The organism is Streptomyces sp. NPDC041129 (assembly GCF_055592265.1).
In genome coordinates this window covers 396,584-420,190 of sequence record NZ_JBVIYV010000007.1, presented here as the reverse complement: position 1 = coordinate 420,190, position 23,607 = coordinate 396,584, and the positions used below count along the sequence as shown (strand labels likewise).

Annotated in this window: 25 protein-coding genes; 10 read left to right on the top strand and 15 right to left on the bottom strand. The window is 71.7% G+C overall.

Annotation, left to right across the window (positions count from 1 at the left end):
• Positions 1 to 418: 418 nt before the first annotated feature.
• Positions 419 to 1,069 (bottom strand): DNA-3-methyladenine glycosylase, encoded by a 651-nt coding sequence (locus ACZ6B1_RS24270; RefSeq protein ID WP_468781558.1) that lies wholly within the window; start codon positions 1,067 to 1,069, stop codon positions 419 to 421.
• A 100-nt stretch (positions 1,070 to 1,169) separates the two neighbouring features.
• Here ACZ6B1_RS24270 and ACZ6B1_RS24265 point away from each other — a divergent pair, with 100 nt between their 5' ends.
• From ACZ6B1_RS24265 to ACZ6B1_RS24255, 3 genes are all read left to right on the top strand, one after another.
• Positions 1,170 to 1,952: a sporulation protein gene (locus tag ACZ6B1_RS24265; protein ID WP_468781557.1), complete on the top strand. Its 783-nt coding sequence runs from the start codon at positions 1,170 to 1,172 to the stop codon at positions 1,950 to 1,952.
• Positions 1,953 to 1,995: 43 nt separating this feature from the next.
• Complete coding sequence (locus tag ACZ6B1_RS24260) at positions 1,996 to 2,535, top strand: YbhB/YbcL family Raf kinase inhibitor-like protein (protein WP_468781556.1); 540 nt, start codon at positions 1,996 to 1,998, stop codon at positions 2,533 to 2,535.
• Positions 2,536 to 2,702: 167 nt separating this feature from the next.
• Positions 2,703 to 3,209: an HNH endonuclease gene (locus ACZ6B1_RS24255; protein WP_468781554.1), complete on the top strand. Its 507-nt coding sequence runs from the start codon at positions 2,703 to 2,705 to the stop codon at positions 3,207 to 3,209.
• Positions 3,210 to 3,317: 108 nt separating this feature from the next.
• On the opposite strand, the gene ACZ6B1_RS24250 is transcribed toward ACZ6B1_RS24255, so the two are convergent.
• The 3 genes from ACZ6B1_RS24250 to ACZ6B1_RS24240 all read right to left on the bottom strand — a co-directional run bounded on the left by ACZ6B1_RS24250 (position 3,318) and on the right by ACZ6B1_RS24240 (position 5,680).
• Positions 3,318 to 4,286, bottom strand: a complete 969-nt coding sequence (locus tag ACZ6B1_RS24250; RefSeq protein WP_468781552.1) for an SPFH domain-containing protein — start codon at positions 4,284 to 4,286, stop codon at positions 3,318 to 3,320.
• 109 nt (positions 4,287 to 4,395) lie between these two features.
• On the bottom strand, positions 4,396 to 4,827 hold the full coding sequence (locus tag ACZ6B1_RS24245; protein WP_468781550.1) for an NfeD family protein: 432 nt from the start codon (positions 4,825 to 4,827) through the stop codon (positions 4,396 to 4,398).
• A 61-nt stretch (positions 4,828 to 4,888) separates the two neighbouring features.
• Positions 4,889 to 5,680 carry an ABC transporter ATP-binding protein gene (locus ACZ6B1_RS24240; RefSeq protein ID WP_468781548.1) on the bottom strand — a complete coding sequence of 264 codons (792 nt, stop codon included), beginning with the start codon at positions 5,678 to 5,680 and terminating at the stop codon, positions 4,889 to 4,891.
• Between the two features lie 151 nt (positions 5,681 to 5,831).
• On the opposite strand from ACZ6B1_RS24240, the gene ACZ6B1_RS24235 reads away from it, so the two are divergent.
• Entirely contained in the window at positions 5,832 to 6,620 is a 789-nt protein-coding gene (locus ACZ6B1_RS24235; protein ID WP_468781546.1) for a hypothetical protein, read from the top strand.
• Positions 6,621 to 6,710: 90 nt separating this feature from the next.
• On the opposite strand, the gene ACZ6B1_RS24230 is transcribed toward ACZ6B1_RS24235, so the two are convergent.
• From ACZ6B1_RS24230 to ACZ6B1_RS24220, 3 genes are all read right to left on the bottom strand, one after another.
• Positions 6,711 to 6,956, bottom strand: coding sequence for a chaplin (locus ACZ6B1_RS24230; protein WP_468781544.1), 246 nt, complete (start codon positions 6,954 to 6,956; stop codon positions 6,711 to 6,713).
• A gap of 168 nt (positions 6,957 to 7,124) precedes the next feature.
• Positions 7,125 to 7,766: a response regulator gene (locus ACZ6B1_RS24225; RefSeq protein ID WP_468781542.1), complete on the bottom strand. Its 642-nt coding sequence runs from the start codon at positions 7,764 to 7,766 to the stop codon at positions 7,125 to 7,127.
• Complete coding sequence (locus ACZ6B1_RS24220) at positions 7,759 to 8,904, bottom strand: GAF domain-containing sensor histidine kinase (RefSeq protein ID WP_468781540.1); 1,146 nt, start codon at positions 8,902 to 8,904, stop codon at positions 7,759 to 7,761. The genes ACZ6B1_RS24225 and ACZ6B1_RS24220 overlap by 8 nt, the downstream gene beginning before the upstream one ends.
• 244 nt (positions 8,905 to 9,148) lie before the next feature.
• Between ACZ6B1_RS24220 and ACZ6B1_RS24215 the strand changes: the two genes are divergently transcribed.
• From ACZ6B1_RS24215 to ACZ6B1_RS24205, 3 genes are all read left to right on the top strand, one after another.
• A complete protein-coding gene (locus ACZ6B1_RS24215) occupies positions 9,149 to 9,844 on the top strand; it encodes an SDR family NAD(P)-dependent oxidoreductase (protein WP_468781538.1) in 696 nt (231 codons plus the stop codon).
• Complete coding sequence (locus ACZ6B1_RS24210; RefSeq protein ID WP_468781536.1) at positions 9,841 to 10,959, top strand: S-adenosylmethionine:tRNA ribosyltransferase-isomerase; 1,119 nt, start codon at positions 9,841 to 9,843, stop codon at positions 10,957 to 10,959. The genes ACZ6B1_RS24215 and ACZ6B1_RS24210 overlap by 4 nt, the downstream gene beginning before the upstream one ends.
• A gap of 328 nt (positions 10,960 to 11,287) precedes the next feature.
• A complete protein-coding gene (locus ACZ6B1_RS24205; protein WP_468781534.1) occupies positions 11,288 to 12,031 on the top strand; it encodes a transglycosylase SLT domain-containing protein in 744 nt (247 codons plus the stop codon).
• A gap of 95 nt (positions 12,032 to 12,126) precedes the next feature.
• Here ACZ6B1_RS24205 and ACZ6B1_RS24200 read toward each other — a convergent pair whose 3' ends face one another.
• Positions 12,127 to 14,706, bottom strand: coding sequence for an ABC transporter ATP-binding protein/permease (locus ACZ6B1_RS24200; RefSeq protein WP_468781532.1), 2,580 nt, complete (start codon positions 14,704 to 14,706; stop codon positions 12,127 to 12,129).
• Between the two features lie 241 nt (positions 14,707 to 14,947).
• Here ACZ6B1_RS24200 and ACZ6B1_RS24195 point away from each other — a divergent pair, with 241 nt between their 5' ends.
• Both ACZ6B1_RS24195 and serB read left to right on the top strand, forming a co-directional pair.
• Positions 14,948 to 16,816 carry a streptophobe family protein gene (locus tag ACZ6B1_RS24195; RefSeq protein WP_468781530.1) on the top strand — a complete coding sequence of 623 codons (1,869 nt, stop codon included), beginning with the start codon at positions 14,948 to 14,950 and terminating at the stop codon, positions 16,814 to 16,816.
• Positions 16,817 to 16,948: 132 nt separating this feature from the next.
• Positions 16,949 to 18,157, top strand: a complete 1,209-nt coding sequence (serB, locus tag ACZ6B1_RS24190) for a phosphoserine phosphatase SerB (protein ID WP_468781529.1) — start codon at positions 16,949 to 16,951, stop codon at positions 18,155 to 18,157.
• 94 nt (positions 18,158 to 18,251) lie between these two features.
• Here serB and ACZ6B1_RS24185 read toward each other — a convergent pair whose 3' ends face one another.
• The 4 genes from ACZ6B1_RS24185 to ACZ6B1_RS24170 form a co-directional block, all read right to left on the bottom strand.
• A complete protein-coding gene (locus ACZ6B1_RS24185) occupies positions 18,252 to 18,770 on the bottom strand; it encodes a SixA phosphatase family protein (RefSeq protein WP_468781527.1) in 519 nt (172 codons plus the stop codon).
• Positions 18,771 to 18,848: 78 nt separating this feature from the next.
• The gene (locus ACZ6B1_RS24180) at positions 18,849 to 19,055 is read right to left on the bottom strand and encodes a hypothetical protein (RefSeq protein ID WP_468781525.1); all 207 of its coding nucleotides are present in this window, start codon (positions 19,053 to 19,055) and stop codon (positions 18,849 to 18,851) included.
• Positions 19,056 to 19,222: 167 nt separating this feature from the next.
• Entirely contained in the window at positions 19,223 to 19,342 is a 120-nt protein-coding gene (locus ACZ6B1_RS24175; protein WP_143637860.1) for an SGM_5486 family transporter-associated protein, read from the bottom strand.
• A 95-nt stretch (positions 19,343 to 19,437) separates the two neighbouring features.
• Positions 19,438 to 20,700, bottom strand: coding sequence for a CynX/NimT family MFS transporter (locus ACZ6B1_RS24170; RefSeq protein ID WP_468781571.1), 1,263 nt, complete (start codon positions 20,698 to 20,700; stop codon positions 19,438 to 19,440).
• 124 nt (positions 20,701 to 20,824) lie between these two features.
• Between ACZ6B1_RS24170 and ACZ6B1_RS24165 the strand changes: the two genes are divergently transcribed.
• Entirely contained in the window at positions 20,825 to 21,517 is a 693-nt protein-coding gene (locus ACZ6B1_RS24165; RefSeq protein WP_468781523.1) for a FadR/GntR family transcriptional regulator, read from the top strand.
• Here the strand turns inward: ACZ6B1_RS24165 and ACZ6B1_RS24160 are convergent.
• The 3 genes from ACZ6B1_RS24160 to fabG form a co-directional block, all read right to left on the bottom strand.
• Entirely contained in the window at positions 21,495 to 21,845 is a 351-nt protein-coding gene (locus ACZ6B1_RS24160) for a hypothetical protein (protein ID WP_468781521.1), read from the bottom strand. The two genes, ACZ6B1_RS24165 and ACZ6B1_RS24160, sit on opposite strands and share 23 nt — an antisense overlap.
• A 201-nt stretch (positions 21,846 to 22,046) precedes the next feature.
• A complete protein-coding gene (fabI, locus tag ACZ6B1_RS24155; protein ID WP_468781519.1) occupies positions 22,047 to 22,814 on the bottom strand; it encodes an enoyl-ACP reductase FabI in 768 nt (255 codons plus the stop codon).
• 5 nt (positions 22,815 to 22,819) lie between these two features.
• On the bottom strand, positions 22,820 to 23,524 hold the full coding sequence (gene fabG / locus ACZ6B1_RS24150) for a 3-oxoacyl-[acyl-carrier-protein] reductase (RefSeq protein ID WP_468781517.1): 705 nt from the start codon (positions 23,522 to 23,524) through the stop codon (positions 22,820 to 22,822).
• Positions 23,525 to 23,607: the final 83 nt, after the last annotated feature.

Genomic DNA, 23,607 nt, shown 5'->3' with positions numbered 1-23,607 from the left:
CTTTGTACTCACCCTCTCGGGCTTTCCTCCGGGCGCTTCCCTTCGTTCTTGCGTTTCCGACTCTATCAGATCTTTTCTCGATCCGATTTCCTCGGTGCTTTCCAGGTTTCCGCTCTCGCGTTTCCCTTTCCGGCGGTTCCGACTTTATCAGATCCTTTCGGCGTCCGATTCCCTGTCGGCGGGATTGCCGGCCAGCCTTGGGCTTCCGCCTGTCGGCCTTTCGACATTCACCACGTTAGCCGATTCTCCCGGCGACTCATAATCGAGTCCGGCGAGTTCGAATTCGGACACACGGGCGCGCCGGAATCGACCCCGCTCAGGGGCTGTAGCTAGGTAGTGGTTTGGCCGCTCCGGCTGCAGGCGATCGCCGTACCCGGTTCAGCGGCTCGGGCCACATTACGCACCTTGCGGGGTGGAGTCAACTTCGGCGGCGCCTCGGCGCATGGGCCCGATAAGGGCTCACTGTCGGGTCGTTGGCCACCCAGAAGCGCCAGGGGTGCACGTCGCCGTTGCCGCCCTCGCCGGCGACCCCCGTTCGCGGACCGCTTCGTACCTGGTCGGAGGCGACCGGTGTACCGGTCAGCATCCTCAGCGGCGTCCCGCCGGTGGCGCACGCGTCCGTGCCGTCGAGAGCGCGGTCCACGCCCAGTGCCGTGGCGAGGCGGGCCGGACCCTTGGCCAGTTCCTTGTCGTTCCGGGCCGAAACCCGGCGTTCGCGCGCCAGCTCGGCGCCCTCGACGATCTCGCCGGCCCGGAGCAGCACGGCGCTCGCCCGGCCCTCGGGTCCGCAGACGAGGTTCATGCAGTGCCACATGCCGTAGGTGAAGTAGACGTACACATGTCCGGGCTCACCGAACATGACGTCGTTGCGGGCGGTGCGGCCCCGGTAGGCGTGCGAGCCGGGATCGTTCGGGCCGTCGTACGCCTCGACCTCGGTGAGGCGAACCGCGATCGGGCCGTCGGGGGTGGTGCGGACCAGGATGCGGCCGAGCAGGTCGGGTGCGACCTGGAGTACGGGGCGGTCGAAGAAGTCTCGGGGCAGTGGCATACGGTCCGGGGGCGCGATCATGCCCTCCGAGGGTAGCCCAGACGGGTAGCCGCCCGGCCGGAACCGCCGGTGGCCCGATCGCGTTTGTACGGGGCGAGGGTCCTTTCGTAAAGGGAGAGTCATGGCGTTCAAGAAGCTGCTCGCGAGCCTCGGGGCCGGCGGGGCCTCGGTCGAGACGGTGCTCACCGAGGTCAACGTCGTACCGGGCGGTGTCGTCCAGGGCGAGGTGCGGATCCAGGGCGGGTCCGTGAACCAGGACATCGAGGGTCTGTCGGTAGGACTGCAGGCCAAGGTCGAGGTGGAGAGCGGCGACCAGGAGTACAAGCAGGACATCGAGTTCACCAAGGTGCGGCTCGGTGGTGCCTTCGAGCTGCAGGCGGGGGCGGTGCACGCGGTGCCGTTCGGGCTCGAGATCCCGTGGGAGACGCCGGTCACGATGATCGACGGGCAGGCACTGCGCGGCATGAACATCGGTGTGACCACCGAGCTGCAGATCGCCCGCGCGGTGGACTCCGGTGACCTCGACCCGATCAACGTGCACCCGCTGCCGGCGCAGAAGGCGATCCTCGACGCCTTCATCCAGCTCGGCTTCCGCTTCAAGACGGCGGACATGGAGCGCGGTCACATCCGGGGTACGCGGCAGCGGCTGCCGTTCTACCAGGAGATCGAGTTCTTCCCGCCGTCGCAGTACCGCGGGCTGAACCAGGTCGAGCTGAGCTTCGTGGCCGACGAGCACGCCATGGACGTCGTCCTGGAGATGGACAAGAAGCCGGGCCTGTTCAGCGAGGGCTCGGACACCTTCCGCTCCTTCCAGGTGGGTCTGAACGACTACCACGGGACCGACTGGGCGGCCTACCTCAACCAGTGGCTGTCCGAGGTCGGCTCCAAGCGCAACTGGTTCTAGGCTCGGAACTGCTGATTCCAGTAATCGATCAGGAGGTACCGAGGTGACCGAGCTCAAGCGGCGGCCGCTCCCCCACGACTTCCATCCGCCCGTCCCGTCGTTCACGGTGACGAGTGAGGACGTCGAGGAGGGTGCGACGCTGGGGAGCGCGCAGGTCCACGCGGAGGGGAACACCTCGCCGCAGCTGCGCTGGGAGGGCTTCCCCCCTCAGACCAAGAGCTTCGCCGTGACCTGCTACGACCCCGACGCGCCGACCGGCAGCGGGTTCTGGCACTGGGTCCTGTTCGACATCCCGGCCTCCGTGACGGAGCTGCCGGCGGGTGCGGGCAGCGGCAAGTTCGAGGGTCTACCCGAGGGTGCCGTGCACGTCCGCAACGACTACGGGACCAAGGACTTCGGTGGTGCCGCTCCGCCGCCGGGCGACGGCCCGCACCGGTACGTCTTCACGGTGTACGCGGTGGACCAGGAGAAGCTCGGTCCGGACTCGGACGTCTCTCCGGCGGTCGTCGGTTTCAATCTGCGGTTCCACGCGATCGCGCGTGCCCAGCTCATCGGTGAGTACGAGACGCCCGCCGAGGGCTGACGCACCGCGCCGATCCAGCCAAGCGTTCATTGAACGTTTGCCCGCCTCTGGTCTTGGAAGTGATCAGGGGCGGGCATTTTTTATTGCGTTGTCCATCTCGGCGCGCCCGTACAGAGTTGATCCGAGCCCGCCGGGGGGTGGGCAGGTGCGCACGGGAGGTGGGCTGGATGCGTGACACGCTGGTTCTGAACGCGAGCTTCGAGCCGCTGTCGACGGTGACTCTGAATCGGGCAGTTGTTCTGGTCCTGCAGGACAAGGCCGTCGTCGAGCAGGCCCATCCCGTGCTGCGGATGCGCGGTGCCGATGTCGACCTGCCCGCGCCCCGGATCATCAGGCTCTGCAGATACGTACGGGTGCCGTTCCGAAGACAAGCGCCCTGGTCGAGGCGGGGGGTGCTGGTCCGGGACCGGCACCGGTGCGCCTACTGCGGGCGCAGGGCGACGACCGTGGACCATGTGCTGCCGCGGGCGCAGGGCGGGCAGGACACCTGGCTGAACACGGTGGCAGCGTGCGCGGAGGACAATCACCGCAAGGCGAACCGGACTCCGGAGGAGGCCGGTATGGCTCTGCTGCGGGAGCCGTTCGAGCCGACGCCGGCCGATGCGATGCTGCTGGCCCTGGGGCAGGAGGACATCAGCGCCCTTCCCCAGTGGCTGGCCCGGGACGCGGCCTAGCCGTCTGCCGACGGCCCTTCTTCGGCGGCCGCGGGTTGTTCGTGGTCGTCCACGCAGGTTGCCCGCGCCCCTTGAAGGGGCGCGGGCAACCTGCGTTGTGAGGAACCCCTAGTCGATGCTCGGCTTCTCGCGGCGTTCCCCGTGGGGGCCGTTGTTCTGGGGCGGTACGGAGTTGCCGCCGTTGCCCGGCTGACCGCCGCCCAGGGGGCCGAAGTTGCCCATCGCGCCGGACAGGCCCTTGAGGGCGTCGCCGATCTCGCTGGGGACGATCCAGAGCTTGTTGGCGTCGCCTTCGGCGATCTTCGGGAGCATCTGGAGGTACTGGTAGGAGAGGAGCTTCTGGTCGGGGTCGCCGGCGTGGATGGCCTCGAAGACCGTACGCACGGCCTGGGCCTCGCCCTCGGCGCGGAGCGCGGCGGCCTTGGCCTCACCCTCGGCACGCAGGATCTGGGACTGCTTCTCGCCCTCGGCGGTCAGGATGGCGGCCTGGCGCGTACCTTCGGCGGTGAGGATCGCGGCGCGCTTGTCACGGTCGGCGCGCATCTGCTTCTCCATCGAGTCCTGGATGGAGGTGGGCGGTTCGATGGCCTTCAGTTCCACGCGGTTGACGCGGATGCCCCACTTGCCGGTGGCCTCGTCGAGGACGCCGCGCAGGGCCGCGTTGATCTCCTCGCGGGAGGTCAGCGTGCGTTCGAGGTCCATGCCGCCGATGATGTTGCGCAGGGTGGTGACGGTGAGCTGCTCGATGGCCTGGATGTAGCTGGCGACCTCGTAGGTGGCGGCCCGGGCGTCGGTCACCTGGTAGTAGATGACGGTGTCGATGTTGACGACCAGGTTGTCCTGGGTGATCACCGGCTGGGGCGGGAACGGGACGACCTGTTCGCGCAGGTCGATGCGGTTGCGGATGGTGTCGATGAACGGGACCACGATGTTCAGGCCCGCGTTCAGGGTCCGCGTGTAGCGGCCGAAGCGCTCGACGATGGCGGCGCTGGCCTGTGGAATGACCTGGATGGTCTTGATCAGGGCGATGAAGACCAACACCACCAGAATGATCAGGACGATGATGACCGGTTCCATCGTGTTCCCCGTACCCCTCTCCGCCGCGGCTCCTTCAACGGATCGTCGCCGTTGAGGATCTTGCTGGTCGAGTCTGACAGACCGCCGCCCAACTCGTGGGCAGGACGGCTCAGATGACGATCGCGGTGGCCCCTTCGATCTCCACGACGTCCACCTCCTGGCCCACGTCGTAGGCGCGGCCGGTGTCGAGCGAGCGGGCCGACCAGATCTCCCCGGCGAGTTTGATGCGGCCGCCGGAGCCGTCGACACGTTCCAGCACGACGGCCTGCTTTCCCTTCAAGGCGTCGACGCCGGTGGCCAGTTGGGGCCGCTGTCTGCCGTGCCGAGCCGCGATGGGGCGGACCACGGCGATCAGGGCGACCGAGATGACGACGAAGGCGAGCACCTGGACCACCACGCCGAAGCCGAGCCCGGCGACGACCGCGGCCGCGACCGCTCCGACAGCGAACATGCCGAACTCCGGCATCGCGGTGACCACGAGAGGGATTCCGAGCGCCGCCGCGCCGACGAGCCACCACACCCATGCGTCGATGTCGTTCACATGGTCATGGTAGGACCGCGGTCCCGCGGCGGACAGGGCGCGAACGGGGGTGCGACCGGCGTCAGGACAGGGGCAGGCCCTGGGCGGTCCAGCGGTCGCCGACCTGCTCGACGACGAGCGGGAGGCCGAAGCAGAGGGAGAGGTTGCGGGAGGTGAGTTCGAGTTCGATCGGGCCGGCGGCGAGGACCTTGCCCTGGCGGATCATGAGGACGTGGGTGAAGCCGGGGGCGATCTCCTCGACGTGGTGGGTGACCATGATCATCGAGGGGGCGATGGGATCGCGGGCGAGCCGGCCGAGGCGGCGCACCAGGTCCTCGCGGCCGCCGAGGTCGAGACCGGCGGCGGGCTCGTCGAGCAGCAGCAGCTCGGGGTCGGTCATCAGGGCGCGGGCGATCAGGGTGCGCTTGCGCTCGCCCTCGGAGAGGGTGCCGAAGCGGCGGTCGAGGTAGTCGCTCATGCCGAGGCGGTCGAGGAAGGCGCGGGCGCGCTGTTCGTCGACCTCGTCGTACTCCTCCTGCCAGCCGGCGGTCATGCCGTAGGCGGCGGTGAGCACGGTCTGGAGCACGGTCTGGCTCTTGGGGAGCTTCTCGGCCATGGCGATGCCGGCGACGCCGATGCGGGGACGCAGATCGAAGACGTCGACCTTGCCGAGGGTGTCGCCGAGGATGGTGGCGGTGCCCTTGCTCGGGAAGAGGTAGCTGGAGGCGACGTTCAGGAGGGTGGTCTTGCCGGCACCGTTGGGGCCCAGGATGACCCAGCGCTCGCCCTCCTTCACCGACCAGGAGACCTGGTCCACCAGAGCCCGGCCCTCGCGGACCACGGATACGTCCTGAAGCTCCAGAACATCGCTCATGAGCGCGTTGTCTCCCCTTGCAGTGTGGCCGGTCTCGGCTGGTCGCGTACGCCTGTGGCTCGGTCCGCCGCGCCGGTGGGCGCAGCCCCTATGAAATCTACGCCACGAGTGCCCCGCACCATTCCATCGGTCCGGTCCTTAGGGTGGGGGCATGCTCTCGGAACCACGTTCAGGACGCCTCGCCGCTTGGGGAAACGCCCTTCTGGCCGGACTTGTCTCTCCGGATGACGCCGCGCTCGCCATCGTGGGCGAGGACGCCGTGCACCGGGTGCAGGGGCTGGCGGGTGATCCGGCGCCCGCCGGGCTCACCCTCGCGCTGGGGCGGCTGCGGGCGCTGGGGGTGACCGGCCTGCGGGTGGCGCTGCCCGCGCCCGGCCATCCGCTGGGGCTGAGCGGGCCGCCGGACTTCAACGCGCGGGCGCTGCAGGCCGAGGAGGCGGTGCTCTGCTTCGGGGCGGCGGTCGGACTAGTTCCGGAGGTCCACGCGGCCGGGCCGGACGGTGATGTACATGTCGAGGTGGTCTGGCACGTTCTGCCGGTGCGGGAGGCGCCGCCCGTCGATGTGCCCTCGCTCGGTGAGGCCGAGCGAGAGCTGGCCGAGGCGCTGCTGGAGGCGACCGAGGTGCTGTCGAAGCTGGACGTCGCCGGGTCGGGGCCGGTGGCGGAGGCGGCGATCGACGCGTACCGGGCGCGGGCCGAGCGGGGCCGCGAGGTGCTGGCGCCGGGGTATCCGCCGCGCGCGGTGCGGGTGCTGGAACTGGCTCAGCGGGTGGGTCTGCTGGTGTCCCTGGCGTACGGCAAGGGGCACGGCGGTGCGGTGAGCGCGTCGGAGATGGCGGCGCGGGGCGCGGCGCTGCGGCCGGTGGAGCGGACCGCCCGGCGGGCCCAGGTGGCGGCGTACAACTCCATGGTGGAGGAGCGGGAGCGGGGGGTCCGCTGAGCCTGCGGCCGCCCTCGGGCGCAGGCCGGGGGGCGACGAGCCATCCGGGGGGAGGATCCCGGAAGGCCCGTGGTCACCACCGGCGGGACCTCAGTGGTTGATGCCGAGGTTGCCGAAGGCCGGGTTCAGCAGGCCGATGACGTTGACGCTGTTGCCCACCGCGTTCACCGGGACGTGCACCGGGGCCTGGACGACGTTGCCCGAGACGACACCCGGTGAGCCCTGGGCGGCGCCGCCGGCCCAGGCACCGTCCGTGGCGGAGGCCATGCCCGCGCCCGCGGCCACCAGTCCCCCGGCCACCATCGCCACGGCCGCTGCCTTCTTCAGGTTCTTCACTTTCCAACCCCTCCTAGGTGTCCACCGCGACGATCACCGCGGCACGCACTGGAGAACGGCGGAGGCCGCCGGAGGGTGCGGCCATCCGGGTGACATTCCCACGACGGTATGAATCTCATCCTGGAAGGGAACCTTCCGCGTCGCGGCGCGTGAGGCGTCGGGGGCGGTTCAGCCGGCCACGCCGTGGCGCACGGCCCACAGGGCGGCCTGGGTGCGGTCGGACAGGTCGAGCTTCATGAGGATGTTGGACACATGCGTCTTGACGGTCTTCTCGGAGAGCACCAGGGCGCGCGCGATCTCCCGGTTGGATCGGCCGTCGGCTATCAGGCCGAGCACCTCCCGCTCCCGGTCGGTGAGGGAACCCGCCCTTCCCTGGCCTGAGTTGACCTCGTCCTGGGAGAGCAGGGCGCCGGCGACCTCGGGCTGGAGCAGGACGTGGCCGGCGTGGACGGAACGGATGGCGCCGGCGAGCGCGTCGGGGTCCACGTCCTTGTAGACGTACCCGGCGGCGCCCGCGCGCAGGGCCGGTACCACCGTGCGCTGCTCGGTGAAGCTGGTCACGATCAGCACGCGTGCGGGGTTGTCGAGTTCGCGGAGCCGGCGCAGGGCTTCGATGCCGTCCATGCCCGGCATCTTGACGTCCATGAGGACGACGTCGGGCCGCAGTTCCTCGGCGCGGGCGACTCCCTCGGCGCCGTCCGCGGCATCGCCGACGACCTCGATGTCGTCCTGCACCTCCAGGAAGGTACGCAGGCCCCGGCGGACGACCTGATGGTCGTCGACGAGCAGCACTCTGATCGGGTCAGCCACCGGGTACCTCCAGCTCGATCGTGGTGCCCCTGCCGGGCTCCGCGTGCACGGTGAGGGTGCCGCCGACCCCGCCGGCCCGGTCCCGCATCGAGACCAGTCCCAGATGGCGTCCGGCCCGGCGCACCGCCTTGGGGTCGAAGCCGCTGCCGTCGTCGGCGACGCGCAGGACGGCTCCGCCGCCGCGCCGGTCCACGGTCACCCGGACGTGCTCGGCGCCGGAGTGGCGCAGGGCGTTGTGCAGGGCTTCCTGGGCGACCCGCAGCATCGCCTCCTCCTGGGCCGCGGGCAGGGCGCGGAAGCCGTCGGCCGCGAAGCTCACGCGCGCGGTGTGGGCGCGGTCGAGGACCTGTGTCTGGGTGCGCAGGGTGGCGATCAGGCCGTCCTCGTCCAGCGCGGCCGGGCGCAACTCCACGACAGCGGCGCGCAGTTCGTCGGCCGCCTCGGCGGCGAGGGCGGCGACCTGGTGCAACTCGCCCTTGGCGCGGGCGGGATCGCGGTCGACCAGCGCGGCCGCCGCCTGGGCGGTCAGGCGCAGGGAGAAGAGCTTCTGGCTGACCGCGTCGTGCAGTTCATGGGCGAGCCGGGAGCGCTCCTCGGCGATGGTCAGCTCGCGACTGCGCTCGTACAGGCGGGCGTTGGTGAGGGCGATCGCGGCGTGCTGGGCGAGGATGGCGAGCAGTTCCTCGTCCTCCTCGGTGAAGCCGCAGCCGCCCTCGGGCTTGGGGCAGCGCTTGTTCGCGAGGAACAGGGCCCCGATGACCTCCTCGCCATCCCTGATCGGCAGGCCCAGGAAGTCGGACATGTCCGGGTGGGCGGACGGCCAGCCCTCGAAGCGGGGGTCCTTGCGGACGTCGGCGAGACGCTCGGGCCGGGCCTCGTCCAGCATGGCGGCGAGGATGCCGTGCCGGCGGGGCAGCGGGCCGATGGCCTTCCACTGGGCGTCGCTGACGCCGTCGACGACGAACTGCGCGAAGCCGCCGTGGTCGTCGGGGACGCCGAGGGCGGCGTACTCCGCGTCCAGCAGCTCGCGGGCCGAGGCCACGATCGTCTTCAGGACGTCGCGCACCTCGAGGTGCCTGCTCATGGCCAGCAGCGCGGAACTCACCGCGGCGAGGCCGGACCGGGGACCTTGACTCATGCCCTCACGGTACCGGCGGGGTACGACGGCGCGGATCGGACCGGTGGCGGCAGGACCCCCTCCGCAGGCCCTAGGGCGCAGGAGGTAGGTCCCCCGGCCCCGGACGTGCGGCGTACGCCGAAGGACCCCGCCGCTCTGGTGCCCGCGTCCGAGGCGGCGCGGGGGCGGCCGTTCCTAGGTTGTGGTCACCGCCCGGCGGGGCGGCCGGGGCGCCAAGGCCCTGAGTGACGAGGGGACGGTTGTCATGCCGGTAGCGATCATCACGGGAGCGTCCAAGGGGCTGGGGCGGGCACTCGCCGAGGGGCTGGCCGCGCGCGGCTGGGACCTGGTGCTGGACGCCCGGGGCGCCGGGCCGCTCGAGGCGGCGGCGGAGGCGGTCACCGGGCACGGCACGCGCGTGACGGCGGTGCCCGGGGACGTCACGGACGCCGGGCACCGGGCCGCGCTGGTGGCCGCCGCTCGGCGGCTGGGCGGGGTCGACCTGGTGGTGAGCAACGCGAGTGCGCTGGGTGCCGAGCCGCTGGTGCGGCTGGCGGAGCTCCCCCTGGAAGGGCTGCGGCGAGCGCTGGAGGTGAACGTCGTCGCGGCGCTGGGTCTGGTCCGGGAGGCGCTGCCGCTGCTGCGGGAGTCGGCGGCGGGCACGGTGGTCACGCTGAGTTCGGACGCGGCGGTGGAGGCGTACGGGACTTGGGGCGCGTACGGCGCCTCGAAGGCGGCCCTCGACCAGGTCGCGGCGGTGCTCGGCCGGGAGGAGCCGGACCTGAGGGTGTGGGCGGTGGACCCCGGGGACATGGCGACGGACCTGTACGCGGCGGCCGTACCGGACGACGACGATCCGCGGCCCGCGCCCGCGCGCGTGGTCCCCGCGTTCCTGCGGCTGCTGGACGAGCGTCCGGCGAGCGGGCGGTACACGGCGCCGGCGCTGCTGGAGGCACGATGACCACCGCGGTGAGGGTGCCCGAGGAGCTGTCGGCGCGTGTGCCGGCCGAGCAGCGCGGGCCCGGCCTGGACCGGGACGCCGTACGGCTGCTGGTGTCGCGCGGCACCGAGGTGGCGCACCACGCCTTCGGGGAGCTTCCGGCGCTGCTGCGGGCCGGGGACCTGCTGGTGGTGAACACCTCGCCCACTCTTGCCGCCGCGGTGAACGGGCGGATCGGGCACACGCGCGTGGTGGTGCACTTCTCCACCTGCGGGGACGACGGCCGGTGGGCGGTGGAGCTGCGCGAACCGGACGGGCACGGCACTACACGCGCGCGTGCGGGCGGGTCCGTGGGTGCGGGCGGGTCCGCGGGTGCGGGCGGGTCCGCGGGGATGCGCGCGGCCGTGCCCGCGGGTGCAGTGGTGCGGTTGCCCGGCGGGGCGCGGCTGGTGCTGGAGGAACCGCTGGACGGGCGGGGCGAGCGGCTGCGGTGGGCCCGGCCGGCCGGGGCGGAGGTGCTCCGGGTGCTCCGGGAGCACGGGCGGCCCATTCGCTACTCCTATACGGAGCGGGACCAGCCGTTGTCGGTGTACCAGACGGTGTTCGCGCTGCCCGCGCCGGACGGGGCGGGCAGCGCGGAGATGCCGAGCGCGGCGCGGCCCTTCACGGAGCGGCTGGTGGTGGAGCTGGTGAGCCGGGGGGTGCAGTTCGCGCCGGTGACGCTGCACACCGGGGTGGCTTCGGCGGAGGCGCACGAGCCGCCGTATCCGGAGCGGTACCGCGTCCCGGAGGCGTCGGCGCGGCTGATCAACGCCGCCAGGGCCGGTGGCGGGCGGGTCGTCGCGGTGGGGACGACGGCCGTGCGGGCGGTGGAGTCGGCGGCCGGGCCGGACGGGGTGGTGCGGGCGGCCGAGGGCTGGACCGATCTGGTGGTCACGCCCGATCGCGGGGTACGCGCGGTGGCGGGGCTGCTGACCGGGCTGCACGAGCCGGAGGCCTCGCATCTGCTGATGCTGGAGGCGGTCGCCGGCCGGGCCGCGGTGGGCCGCGCCTACGAGGAGGCGCTGCGCGGGCGCTACCTGTGGCACGAGTTCGGGGACGTGCACCTCCTCCTGCCCCCGGAAACCACTCACTGAGTGCGTTGCTACGGCAACGCGCGGTGAGTCCCGCGTGCCGCCGATGTGAGCCCGCGCATAGGGTCCACGTCACGTACGAAGGGGCATAGGAGATAAACCACCCATAGGTGAACGGGACAGACGGCCCAGTCTGTCCCGTTTTGCCCTTCCCTGATCCACTATGCGGCTTCGTACGTCACACCTTTGCCTGGGCATTTTGCGCCAGCTAAGAATTGCTTCCGTCGCTCGGCGCCGCGGTTTCCCGCCGCGGCCCTCGTGCGGGAGGAACCGATTCCCCCGGCGGACGCAGGAGAGCGACCTCCGCGCTATCGAAGAGGTCCATCAAGCCATGCCCAAGAACATCCTCAACCGTGCTTATAGTCGTACGCTGACCAAGCAGCACAAGATCGCCATCGCCGGTGTCGGCGCCCTCGGTGCCGCCGCCCTGGCCTTCACGGCCGTCCCCGGCAACGCCCAGACCGTCACCACCGACGCCGCGGCCACGCAGCAGGTGCACTACGCCGACACGCCGGTCAAGGACGTCAAGGGCTCGCTCACCGACCGGCTCGCCGGCCAGACCGTCAAGCTCGACGCCGTCGCCAAGCAGCAGGCCGAGGCCAAGAAGCAGGCCGAGGCCAAGAAGCAGGCCGAGGCGAAGAAGAAGGCCGCCGCCCAGGCCGCCGCGAAGAAGGCCGCGCAGGAGCGTGCCGACAAGGCCGCGAGCCGTTCCGCGCAGCGCCCCGCCATGCAGATGGTCGCCGCCAAGACCTACTCGAACAACCTGGACGGCTGGATCCGCCAGTCCCTGGACATCATGAAGTCCAAGGGCATCCCGGGCAGCTACCACGGCCTGCACAAGAACATCATGCGGGAGTCCTCCGGCAACCCCATGGCCATCAACGACTGGGACATCAACGCCATCAACGGCATCCCGTCGAAGGGCCTGCTGCAGGTCATCCCGCCGACCTTCAAGGCGTACCACGTGGCCGGCACCTCGTGGAACATCTACGACCCGGTAGCCAACATCACCGCCGCCGCCAACTACGCGGCCGACAAGTACGGCACGATCGACAACGTGAACAGCGCGTACTGAGGCCGGCGCGGGCCTCTGAGACTACGCGGAAGGGCGGCACCCCTGGTGGGGTGCCGCCCTTCGCGTCGTCCGGCCGCGCGCCACGCGGCCCGCGGTCACTTCCGCATGACCTCGGGCTCGTGCCGCCGCAGGAAGCGGGCGACGAAGAAGCCGCAGATCACACCGAGCACGAGCAGCGCGGCCATGTCCAGGCCCCAGGCCGAGGCCGCGTGGTCCCACAGCGGGTCGGTGCTGGTCGGGTCGTCGGTGTTCGGGGCGATCTTGTTGAAGTCCAGCGTGGTGCCGGCCGCGGCCACCGCCCAGCGGGACGGCATCAGGTACGAGAACTCGTTCACGCCGAGCGTGCCGTGCAGGGTGAAGAGGCAGCCGGTGAAGACGACCTGGATGATCGCGAACATCACCAGCAGCGGCATGGTCTTCTCGGCGGTCTTCACCAGCGAGGAGATCACCAGGCCGAACATCATCGAGGTGAAGCCCAGCGCCATGATCGGCAGGCACAGCTCGAACAGCGTCGAGCCGCCGAGCACCAGCCCCTGGTCGGGGATCTCACGGCTGGAGAAGCCGATCACGCCCACCATCAGGCCCTGGAGCACCGTGATGGCGCCGAGCACGACCACCTTGGACATCAGGTACGCCGAGCGGGACAGGCCGGTGGCGCGCTCCCGCTCGTAGATGACCCGTTCCTTGATCAGCTCACGCACTGAGTTCGCGGCGCCCGCGAAGCACGCGCCGACCGCGAGGATCAGCAGGACCGTGGTCGCGGTGCCGTTCGGGATGGGCACGCCGGTGCGCGGGTTGACCGGGTTGACCAGCAGACCCTTGTCGGAGTCGATCAGCAGGCTGACCGCGCCGAGGACCGCCGGCAGGATCACCGTGAGCGCCAGGAACCCCTTGTCGGACGCGATCACCGCCACATAGCGCCGGATCAGGGTCATCAGCTGGGAGCCCCAGCCCTGCGGCTTGGGCGGCCGGATGGCCTGCGGCGGCGGCATGTGTACGGACTGCGGGGCGACCGCGTCGATGTCCGCGGCGTACATCTGGTAGTGCTGCGAGCCCTTCCAGCGGCCCGCCCAGTCGTAGTCGCGGTAGTTCTCGAAGGCGGAGAAGACGTCGGCCCAGCTGTCGTAGCCGAAGAAGTTCAGCGCCTCCTCCGGCGGGCCGAAGTAGGCGACCGCGCCGCCCGGCGCCATCACCAGGAGCTTGTCGCAGATCGCCAGCTCGGCAACCGAGTGGGTGACCACCAGGACCGTACGGCCGTCGTCGGCGAGGCCGCGCAGGAGCTGCATCACATCGCGGTCCATGCCCGGGTCGAGGCCGGAGGTCGGCTCGTCCAGGAAGATCAGCGAGGGCTTGGTCAGCAGCTCCAGGGCGACCGAGACGCGCTTGCGCTGGCCGCCGGAGAGCGAGGTGACCTTCTTGTCCTTGTGGATGTCCAGCTTGAGCTCGCGCAGCACCTCGTCGATGCGGGCGTCGCGCTCGGCGGCCGTGGTGTCGGCCGGGAAGCGCAGCTTGGCCGCGTACTTCAGGGCCTTCTTGACGGTCAGCTCCTTGTGCAGGATGTCGTCCTGCGGGACCAGACCGATGCGCTGGCGCAGCTCGGCGAACTGCTTGTACAGGTTCCGGTTGTCGTACAGGACCTCGCCCTGGTTGGCGGGCCGGTAGCCGGTGAGCGCCTTCAGCAGCGTCGACTTGCCGGAGCCGGACGGGCCGATGACCGCGATCAGGGACTTCTCCGGGACACCGAAGGAGACGTCCTTCAGGATCTGCTTGCCGCCGTCCACCGTGACGGTCAGATGACGCGCGGAGAAGGAGACCTCACCGGTGTCGACGAACTCCTCGAGCCGGTCGCCGACGATACGGAAGGTGGAGTGGCCGACACCGACGATGTCGTTCGGGCCGAGCAGCGCCGAACCGCCCTTGGCGATCGGCTGGCCGTTGACGTAGGTGCCGTTGTGCGAGCCCAGGTCGCGGATCTCGAAGCGGCCGTCGGGCGTCGAGTGGAACTCGGCGTGGTGCCGGGAGACCTGCAGGTCGGAGACGACCAGCTCGTTCTCAAGGGCACGGCCGATGCGCATCACGCGGCCGACGGCGAACTGGTGGAACGTGGTCGGGCTGCGGTCACCGTAGACCGGCGGCGCCCCCGCCGCGCCACCGGGCGTCTTCTGCACCGGGTTCCCGGCCGGGCCGCCCTGCTGCTGCGGGAACGCCGGCGGCTGCTGCCAGTCGGCCTGCGGCGCATGCTGATGCGCGCCGGCCTGGTGCGGCACCCCGTGCTGCGGGGGCTGCTGCTGAGGGGCCTGCGGCTGGGCCCAGCCGGGCCCGGCGCCCTGTGCGGCGTACGGCGCGGACTGCGCCTGCTGCTGGGGCTGGGCGACCGCGGCCGCGGCGCCGGAGAGGTCCAGCCTCGGTCCGTCGGTCGCGTTGCCGAGGTGCACGGCCGAGCCGGGGCCGATCTCCATCTGATGGATCCGCTGGCCCCGCACGAACGTGCCGTTGGTGCTGCCGTGGTCCTCGATGACCCAACTGCGGCCGTTGAAGCTGACCGTGGCGTGACGCCAGGACACCCTGGCGTCGTCGAAGACGATGTCACCCTGCGGATCGCGGCCGAGGGTGTAGGGCCTGGACGGCTCGAGCGTCCAGGTCCGTCCGTTTGTTTCCAGTACGAGTTCCGGCACTCCATGCCCCACTGAGTTGTCCCCCGAATTTCCCCCATCACAGGGAGTCTAGGGATGTCGAACATCGTGGGGAACTATTTCAGGCTCGGCCCCATGACCGAAACCCGGGCCTTGCGACGCGGTCCGGCACACGCCTCAACTCGCCCCGTTGACGGGGTTGAAACCCGGCCGGAGAGTGGTAATCCCCCGCGAGGGGGACAAGCGCGGCAGTGGTGCCGCGCCGCGGATCGGGGGGTCTGCCATGAGTGCTGCCACGGGTGCCGAGACCGCGCGGCCGGGTAAGCCGCTGCCGTGGGTGGACATCCTGCTGTCCGCGGTCGCCGCGGTGAGCTGGGCGTTGGCGGGGATGACGGCCACGGCCGCGCTGGGGCTGCACCTGCTCCGGGCGGACGCGGCGGGCTCACTCGGCCCCATGACGGCGGCCGTTGTGGCTCTCGGGGCGGGTGGTTCGGTCTCTCCGTCGGGAGACGTGTCCGCCTTCGGGCTCAAGGGCGCCGAGGCGCACACCGCCGTCGAGATCACGCCACTCGGCGTGAGCCTGGTGGGCGCCCTGCTGCTGTCGTGGTTCTTCCTGCGGTCCCTGCGTGCGGCGGGAGTTGTGATCGCGCCGGCCGAACTCCTCGCGCGCGCGGGCACGGTGGTCGCCCTCTTCGTTGCGATGCTGGGCGGGCTCGCCCGGGTCGGGCACGACGTCGTCACCATCGACGGCGGGTCGCTCGGTCTCGACGAGCTGCCCGGCGGGGGCGGCAAGGGCGGCACCGGCATCCCCGGCCTCGGGGACCTCGGCGACATCGGCGGGCTGCTCCCGGACCGGGTCGGTGACCTCATCCACGCCAAGGCGGCCGTCGGCTTCACCGTGGACACCGCGCCGACCCTCCTCGGCGGGCTCGGCTGGTCCGCCGGCGTCCTGCTGATCGCACTGCTGGCCTCCCGCCGCACTCCCCTGCCGCCCGGCTGGGGCACCGTGCACCGGGTGGTGCGGCCGGCCGTCTCGGCGTTCGTCACCGTGCTGCTGCTGGCCGTGGCCGCCGGGCTCGGCGCGGCGGCGTACGCGGCGATCGGCGACGACCACCCCGGGCGGATCGCCGGGGCGGCCCTGCTCGGCGCGCCGAACGGGGTGTGGCTCGGCATCCCGCTGGGCCTCTTCGTCCCCTGGGACGGCCGGGCCACCGGCGCCCTGGGCGGCGTGCTCCCCCACCCGCTGGACCGGCTGCTGAGCACCGCGCAGGACCAGCCCGTCACCCTGGGCCGGCTGGCCGGGCTGGACGGCCGGGTGTGGCTGCTGGCGGTGGCGGCCGCCGCGGCGATGCTGCTGGCGGGTGTGCTCACCGCGGTGCGCACACCCGTGCCGGGCGTGACGGGCGCGGCGGGCTTCGCGGGGCGGTGCGCTCTGCGGCTCGGGATCGTGACCGCGCTCGGCTGGCCGTTCCTCGCCTGGCTGACGGACGTCTCGGTGGACGCCTCGCTGTCCGTGCTGGGCTTCGACGCGTTCGGCGCGGGCATCGAGCTGCACGGGCGGACGGGCACGGCGCTGCTCCTGGGTGCCGTGTGGGGTGCGGGGGCCGGCGCGGCGGGAGCGCTGCTCGCCCTGGCACGGGGGGCGGCGGGCACCCGGGTGGCGGGGCCGGGGCGGGACGGGACGGTCGAGGCGGGCGGCACGGGACCGGGGTACGGGGCGCCGACGGGACACGACCACGTGCACTCCGGGCAGCCCTTGTCCGGCGACGGCTACGGGCACTCCGGGCTCGCCTCACCCGGCGACCGCTTCGGGCAGCCCCCGTCCGGTGACGGCTACGGGCGGTCCGGACAGCCCTCGCCCGGCGGTGGGGCCGGGCCCTACGCGCCGGGCAGGCCGTACCGGCCGCCGAACCCCGGTACGAACCCCTATCTCCGGGTGCCGGAGGAGGTGCGGGCGGAGCCCGAGGACGCGCCGCCGCCCTCGCCCGGGGTCGACATGTACGGCGCCCCGACCATCTCCCGCCGGCTGGACCCGCCCCCGCCCCGGGGCCGTCCGGCGGCCCGCCCGCCGAACCGCTCGCCGGACGGCCCGGACGAGGGCACGCCACCGCCGCCTCCCCCACCGCCACCGCGTCCGGGGACCGGGAGGTGACCGGCGGGCACGTATGCGGGAGCGACCGCGGCGGGCAAGGCGCTGGACATCCGGTGGACACCTGTTGTTCCGTGTCCGTCAGGCGGACCGCACGGGCGGAAGGCACTGGGTGCCGGATACGGTGGTGACACCATGAGCGCTTCGCAGACCTCCGAGGTCCCCACTCTCCTCGTCAAGATTTTCGGCAAGGACAGGCCGGGCATCACGGCCGGCCTCTTCGACACCCTTGCCGCCTTCCATGTCGACGTGGTCGACATCGAGCAGGTCGTCACCCGGGGCCGCCTGGTGCTGTGCGTGCTGGTCACCCAGCCGCCGACCGGTCTCGAGGGCGATCTGCGGGCCACCGTGCACAGCTGGGCCGAGTCGATGAAGATGCAGGCGGAGATCATCTCCGGGCGCGGCGACAACCGGCCGCGCGGGCTCGGGCGCTCCCTGGTGACCGTGCTCGGTCATCCGCTCACGGCCGAGTCCACGGCGGCGATCGCCGCCCGCATCGCGAAGACCGGCGGCAACATCGACCGCATCTTCCGGCTTGCCAAGTACCCCGTGACCGCTGTGGAGTTCGCCGTCTCCGGGGTGGAGACCGAGCCGCTGCGCACGGCCCTGGCCTCGGACGCGGCGGCACTGGGTGTCGATGTCGCCGTGGTCTCGGCGGGCCTGCACCGGCGGGCCCAGCGGCTGGTGGTCATGGACGTGGACTCCACCCTCATCCAGGACGAGGTCATCGAGCTGTTCGCCGCGCACGCGGGCTGCGAGGACAAGGTCGCCGAGGTGACGGCGGCGGCGATGCGCGGGGAGCTGGACTTCGAGCAGTCGCTGCACGCGCGCGTGGCGCTGCTCGGGGGTCTCGACGCCTCGGTGGTGGAGAAGGTGCGCAGCGAGGTACGGCTGACGCCGGGCGCCCGTACTCTCATCCGCACCCTGAAGCGGCTCGGCTATCAGGTCGGTGTCGTATCCGGCGGCTTCACCCAGGTCACGGACGATCTGAAGGAGCGGCTGGGACTGGACTTCGCGCAGGCCAACACGCTGGAGATCGTCGACGGCAAGCTCACCGGGCGGGTCACCGGGGAGATCGTGGACCGTGCGGGCAAGGCGCGGCTGCTGCGCCGGTTCGCCGCCGAGGCCGGGGTGCCGCTGTCGCAGACGGTGGCGATCGGCGACGGCGCCAACGACCTGGACATGCTGAACGCGGCCGGTCTGGGCGTCGCCTTCAACGCCAAGCCGGTGGTCCGCGAGGCCGCGCACACGGCGGTGAACTTCCCCTTCCTCGACACCGTGCTGTATCTGCTGGGCGTCACCCGCGAAGAGGTCGAGGCGGCCGACACGCACGACGAGGGCTGAGCCACTGGTCCGGACGGTTCGCGTTCCGGACGGCTCAGGACGTGAGGAGGGCCCGGCACCGTCGTGGTGCCGGGCCCTCTCGCGGAGTGGGCCGTCACTCGGAGGGCGCCCAGTAGTCCACCAGCGTGGCCGTGCCCGGCTCCAGGCTCTTCCAGCCGCCGTCGAAGGTCAGCACCACGAAGGCGGCGGCCGGGAAGCCGCGGCGTTCCATCCGCCGGCGGGCGTCGCCCCCGGACTCGCCGGCCAGGACCTCGGCCAGGCCGTGCACGCCCGGGTTGTGGCCGATGAGGATCACGTTCTGCGCGTCGTCCGGGACCTCGTTGAGCGCGGCGATCAGCTCGCCGGGAGAGGCCTCGTAGACCCGCTCCTCGTAGACGGTTTTCGGCCGGTGCGCGAGTTCGTGGACTGCGAGCTTCCAGGTCTCGCGGGTCCGGACGGCGGTGGAGCACAGGGCAAGGTCGAAGGTGTAGCCGGTGTCGGCCAGCTTGCGTCCGGCGACCGCGGCGTCCATGCGGCCCCGCTCGGCGAGGGGGCGCTCATGGTCGGACACCTGGGGCCAGTCGGCTTTCGCATGCCGGAAGATGACGATCCTGCGGGGTTCTGCGACGCTCATGGGTCCCAGCTTCGCATGAAACAGGCCACCCGGCGCAGGGAGTTGACATGGGGAATCACCGCGAACGCGGGCCCCGCGTCACCGGACGAGGAGCTGCTGCGCGCGTTGGAGGAGCTGTGTGATCGCCGGGTCGCCGCTCGCCGCGTGGGCGTCGGACGGGTTCAGTATCAGCGCCAGCAGTACGACGAAGGCGAGGGCGGGCAGGGCGAGGGCCCACCAGGGCAGCCGGATGTCGACGCCGCCCGTGGTCGCCGGGTGGGGCCGGGTGTGCGTACGGACCGGCATGGTCGCCTCCGTGGGGTCCTCGAGTGGTTCCGACCGCCTGCCGCGGTCATGTCTCGAAGGTACGGAGTGCGGAACGGCCGGCCCATCCGGTGACCCACCCACTTGACCCTGACCCTGTCCCCCTAGGGGATGGTGGGGACAGCCCCACCATCAGGGCGCGGACCGGATCAGGGCGAGGCGATCGTCGCGATGACGCCGATGATCACGAAGATGGCGAGGAACGAGCCGAAGACGAGGAGCAGCTTCTTCTGGCCGTTCTTGGGGTTCGGGTCGAGCACGGGCTGCATGCGCCCAGTCTCGCACCCTTCGTCCGGAACGAACCGGTCGGGGTGCCGGCCGGCCCCGTCGGCGGACGGCGCGGGCGGCGGCGGGGGCCGCGGGCTCAGGCCCGGCCCGCCTCCTCCTCCACCGTGCGGTCGCGGCCCGCGAGGAAGCCCACCGCCATCTGGGGCAGCATCAGGCCCGCCATCAGGGCGATCGGCAGGCCCCAGCCGCCGCTGTGCTGGTAGAGCACGCCGACCAGCAGCGGGCCGGGGATGGAGATCAGGTAGCCGGTGCTCTGCGCGAACGCGGACAGCTGGGCCACGCCCGCACCGGTCCTGGCCCGCATGCCGACCATCGTCAGCGCGAGCGGGAAGGCGCAGTTCGCGACGCCGAGCAGCACCGCCCAGGCCCAGGCGCCGCCGGCCGGAGCCAGGTACAGGCCGGCGTATCCGGCGAGACCGCACAGGCCCAGGGCCAGCGCGATCGGCCCCTGGTGGGGCAGCCGGGTCGCGAGCCGCGGGATCACGAAGGCCAGGGGGACGCCCATCACCATGGTGACGGCGAGGAGCAGGCCCGCCGTGCCGGCCGGGACACCCGCGTCCCGGAAGATCTGCGCCATCCAGCCCATCGTGATGTAGGCGGCGGTGGCCTGGAGCCCGAAGAAGACCGCGAGCGCCCAGGCGGTGCGGCTGCGGGTGATGCGCAGCGGGGCCGCCCGCCCGTCCGGCGCGGTGCGCACCGGCTCCTGGCCGGGGGCCGCGCCCCGGTTCCGCACCAGCGGCAGCCAGGGCAGTACGGCGGCGGCCGCGAGCCCCGCCCACACGGCGAGCCCGGACTGCCAGCCGCCGCCCAGCGCACCGGTCAGGGGCACGGTCACCGCGGCGGCGAGGGAGGTGCCGAGGGCGAGGGCCATCGAGTACAGGCCGGTCATGGAGCCGACGCGGTCGGGGAACCAGCGCTTGACGATGACCGGCATCAGCACGTTGCTGACGGCGATGCCCATCAGGGCGAGCGCGCTGGCGACGAGGAAGCCGGCCGTGCCCCCGGCGTACGGGCGTATCAGCAGGCCCGCGGTGATGGCGGCCATGCCGGCGCACACCACGGCGGCCGGTCCGAAGCGGCGGGCCAGACGGGGTGCGGTGACCCCGAAGACGGCGAAGCAGAGCGGGGGCACGGAGGTGAGCAGCCCGGCCACGCTGCCGCTCATGCCGAGTCCGTCGCGGACCTCCTCCAGCAGCGCGCCGAGGCTCGTGATGGTGGGGCGGAGGTTGAGCGCGGTCAGCACGATGCCGACGACGACGAGCCGGGTCGCCCACGCGCGCGTGGGCGACGTCGCACGGGTGCCCGGCGCTGTGGTCGCGCCGCGTTCGGTCGAAGGCATCTCCGTACGGGTGTCCGCGATCCGCGTTTCCTCACTGGCCATGCCGCTCATCATAGAATCATGGGATGATTGGTTGTCCACTCCCCCGGCGGCCACGGCCGGGAATCCCGTGCGAAGGTGTGCCATGCCTCTGAGCCACCCCCGCCGTTCGGCGCTCTCCGAGCAGGTCATCGCCGAACTGCGCACGCAGATCGCCACCGGCGAGTGGCCGGTGGGATCGCGCATCCCGACCGAGCCGGAACTGGTGGAGCAGCTCGGCGTCGCCCGCAACACCGTCCGCGAGGCCGTGCGGGCGCTCGCGCACAACGGTCTGCTGGACATCCGGCAGGGCTCGGGCACCTACGTCGCGGCGACGAGCGAGCTGGCCGGCGTGATGCACCGCCGCTTCGCGGGGGCCGACCCCCGGCACATCGCGGAGCTGCGCTCGACGCTGGAGTCGGCGGCGGCGCGGCTGGCCGCCGAGCGGCGCACCGAAAAGGACCTCAAGCAGCTCGACGCGCTGCTGGTGCGGCGCGAGGAGGCCTGGGAGTCCGGCGAGGCCGAGGCCTTCGTGACGGCCGACGCGACCTTCCACCTGGCCGTGGTGGCGGCCTCCCACAACGACGTCATGACGGCGATGTACGCCGATCTGGGCGAGGTGCTGCGCGACTGGCTGCGCGCCGACGTCGGCGCGGGCCTGACGCCGGAGACGCACATGGACCACGCCCGCCTGGTGGACGCGATCCGCGCGGGTGACGCGCAGGCGGCGGCCGAGGAGGCCGCGAGCTATCCGTTCCTGTGCCGTCCGGACCGGTTCAGCGCGCCTTCTGGTGGCTGATCCACGCCGAGTGGACCTCCTTCCAGCAGCGGCCGGTCAGCCGTACCGTCATGGCGGCGTCGGTGTTCACGGGTGCGCTGTCGGTGTCGATGTCCCACCAGCGGGCGCACTCGATGTGCAGGCGTACGCGGTCGGTGTCGACATAGGGGTTGTGGCAGTAGGCGACCACGTGGGAGCCGGTGACGGCCGTGCGGCAGGCGGCGCCGAACAGCTTCGGCGCGGGCGGCTTGCCGTCGTCCACGCGCGCGTGGCACAGCGCGGCGTACGGCAGACAGAGCACGAGAGCGGCGGCCACGGTCACCGGGGCCAGGCTGCGGGAAAGGCGCACAAGGGGACCTCCTCGGCCGGGCTGCGGAGGGATGCGCGAGGTGAACGCTGTCTCCAGGGTGCGCCGCCCGCTCCCCGCCGCGCCCGGCCGGGTACGCCGAACGAGTGACGCCCCGCTCCCCGCGCGCTGCGGGGAACGGGGCGTCGACGCCGTACGCGGCTCACCCGCGCCGTACGCGGGTCAGCGGGTGCCGTGCGTGACTCAGGCGCCGATGGCGTGCAGGCCGCCGTCCACGTGGATGATCTCGCCGGTGGTCTTCGGGAACCAGTCGCTCAGCAGGGCGACGATGCCGCGGCCCGCCGGCTCGGGGTCCTTCAGGTCCCACTCCAGCGGGGAGCGGGAGTCCCACACGGCGGCCAGGTCGCTGAAGCCCGGGATGGACTTGGCGGCCATGGAGCCGAGCGGGCCCGCCGAGATCAGGTTGCAGCGGATGTTCTGCTTGCCCAGGTCGCGCGCGATGTAGCGGCTGGTCGCCTCGAGGGCGGCCTTGGCCGGGCCCATCCAGTCGTACTGCGGCCAGGCGAACTGCGCGTCGAAGGTGAGGCCGACGACCGAGCCGCCGTTCTGCATCAGCGGAAGGCAGGCCATGGTCAGCGCCTTCAGGGAGAACGCCGAGACGTGCATGGCGGTGGAGACCGACTCGAACGGCGTGTTGAGGAAGTTGCCGCCGAGGGCGTCCTGCGGCGCGAAGCCGATGGAGTGGACGACGCCGTCGAGGCCGCCCAGCTCCTCGCCGACCACGTCGGCCAGGCGCGCGAGGTGCTCCTCGTTGGTGACGTCCAGCTCGATGACCTTGGTGGGCTTGGGGAGCTTCTTCGCGATGCGCTCGGTCAGCGTGGGCCGCGGGAAGGCGGTCAGGATGACCTCGGCGCCCTGCTCCTGGGCCAGCTTCGCGGCGTGGAAGGCGATGGAGGCCTCCGTCAGCACACCCGTGATCAGGATGCGCTTGCCCTCGAGAATTCCGCTCATGGTGATCAGTGACCCATTCCCAGTCCGCCGTCAACGGGGATGACGGCTCCAGTGATGTACGAGGCGTCGTCCGAGGCGAGGAACCGCACCGTCGCGGCGATCTCCTCCGGCTGCGCGTACCGGCCGAGCGGCACCTGGGACACGATGTCCTTGCGCTGCTCGTCGGTGAGGACCTTGGTCATGTCGGTGTCGACGAAGCCCGGCGCGACGACGTTGAAGGTGAGGTTGCGCGAGCCCAGCTCACGGGCGAGGGAGCGCGCGAAGCCGACGAGGGCGGCCTTGGAGGCGGCGTAGTTCGCCTGCCCCGCCGAGCCGAGCAGGCCGACCACCGAGGAGATCAGGACGACGCGGCCCTTGCGGGCCCGCAGCATGCCGCGGTTGGCGCGCTTGACGACGCGGAAGGTGCCGGTGAGGTTGGTGTCGATGACCGAGGTGAAGTCCTCCTCGGACATGCGCATCAGGAGCTGGTCCTTGGTGACGCCGGCGTTGGCGATCAGCACCTCGACCGGACCGTGCTGCTCCTCGATCTCCTTGTAGGCCTGCTCCACCTGCTCGGGGTCGGTGATGTCGCACTTGACGGCGAGGAAGCCGGCCGGCGGCTCACCCGAGCGGTACGTGATCGCGACCTTGTCGCCGGCGTCGGCGAATGCGCGGGCGATGGCGAGGCCGATGCCCCGGTTGCCTCCGGTGACGAGAACCGAGCGGCTCAACGGATCACCCTTTCGATAGCGGTCTGATGCGGTACGGCACCCGCCCGAACACCTCGATGACAGGCGGCTTCATCGAAAACCTA

Excerpts from the sequence above, each read along its gene's own strand:
- ACZ6B1_RS24270 (WP_468781558.1), bottom strand. The coding sequence starts at position 1,069 with ATGATCGCGCCCCCGGACCGTATGCCACTGCCCCGAGACTTCTTCGAC.
- ACZ6B1_RS24265 (WP_468781557.1), top strand. The coding sequence starts at position 1,170 with ATGGCGTTCAAGAAGCTGCTCGCGAGCCTCGGGGCCGGCGGGGCCTCG.
- ACZ6B1_RS24255 (WP_468781554.1), top strand. The coding sequence starts at position 2,703 with ATGCGTGACACGCTGGTTCTGAACGCGAGCTTCGAGCCGCTGTCGACG.
- ACZ6B1_RS24250 (WP_468781552.1), bottom strand. The coding sequence starts at position 4,286 with ATGGAACCGGTCATCATCGTCCTGATCATTCTGGTGGTGTTGGTCTTC.
- ACZ6B1_RS24240 (WP_468781548.1), bottom strand. The coding sequence starts at position 5,680 with ATGAGCGATGTTCTGGAGCTTCAGGACGTATCCGTGGTCCGCGAGGGC.
- ACZ6B1_RS24235 (WP_468781546.1), top strand. The coding sequence starts at position 5,832 with ATGCTCTCGGAACCACGTTCAGGACGCCTCGCCGCTTGGGGAAACGCC.
- ACZ6B1_RS24220 (WP_468781540.1), bottom strand. The coding sequence starts at position 8,904 with ATGAGTCAAGGTCCCCGGTCCGGCCTCGCCGCGGTGAGTTCCGCGCTG.
- ACZ6B1_RS24215 (WP_468781538.1), top strand. The coding sequence starts at position 9,149 with ATGCCGGTAGCGATCATCACGGGAGCGTCCAAGGGGCTGGGGCGGGCA.
- ACZ6B1_RS24210 (WP_468781536.1), top strand. The coding sequence starts at position 9,841 with ATGACCACCGCGGTGAGGGTGCCCGAGGAGCTGTCGGCGCGTGTGCCG.
- ACZ6B1_RS24205 (WP_468781534.1), top strand. The coding sequence starts at position 11,288 with ATGCCCAAGAACATCCTCAACCGTGCTTATAGTCGTACGCTGACCAAG.
- ACZ6B1_RS24195 (WP_468781530.1), top strand. The coding sequence starts at position 14,948 with ATGAGTGCTGCCACGGGTGCCGAGACCGCGCGGCCGGGTAAGCCGCTG.
- serB (WP_468781529.1), top strand. The coding sequence starts at position 16,949 with ATGAGCGCTTCGCAGACCTCCGAGGTCCCCACTCTCCTCGTCAAGATT.
- ACZ6B1_RS24185 (WP_468781527.1), bottom strand. The coding sequence starts at position 18,770 with ATGAGCGTCGCAGAACCCCGCAGGATCGTCATCTTCCGGCATGCGAAA.
- ACZ6B1_RS24180 (WP_468781525.1), bottom strand. The coding sequence starts at position 19,055 with ATGCCGGTCCGTACGCACACCCGGCCCCACCCGGCGACCACGGGCGGC.
- ACZ6B1_RS24175 (WP_143637860.1), bottom strand. The coding sequence starts at position 19,342 with ATGCAGCCCGTGCTCGACCCGAACCCCAAGAACGGCCAGAAGAAGCTG.
- ACZ6B1_RS24170 (WP_468781571.1), bottom strand. The coding sequence starts at position 20,700 with ATGCCTTCGACCGAACGCGGCGCGACCACAGCGCCGGGCACCCGTGCG.
- ACZ6B1_RS24165 (WP_468781523.1), top strand. The coding sequence starts at position 20,825 with ATGCCTCTGAGCCACCCCCGCCGTTCGGCGCTCTCCGAGCAGGTCATC.
- fabI (WP_468781519.1), bottom strand. The coding sequence starts at position 22,814 with ATGAGCGGAATTCTCGAGGGCAAGCGCATCCTGATCACGGGTGTGCTG.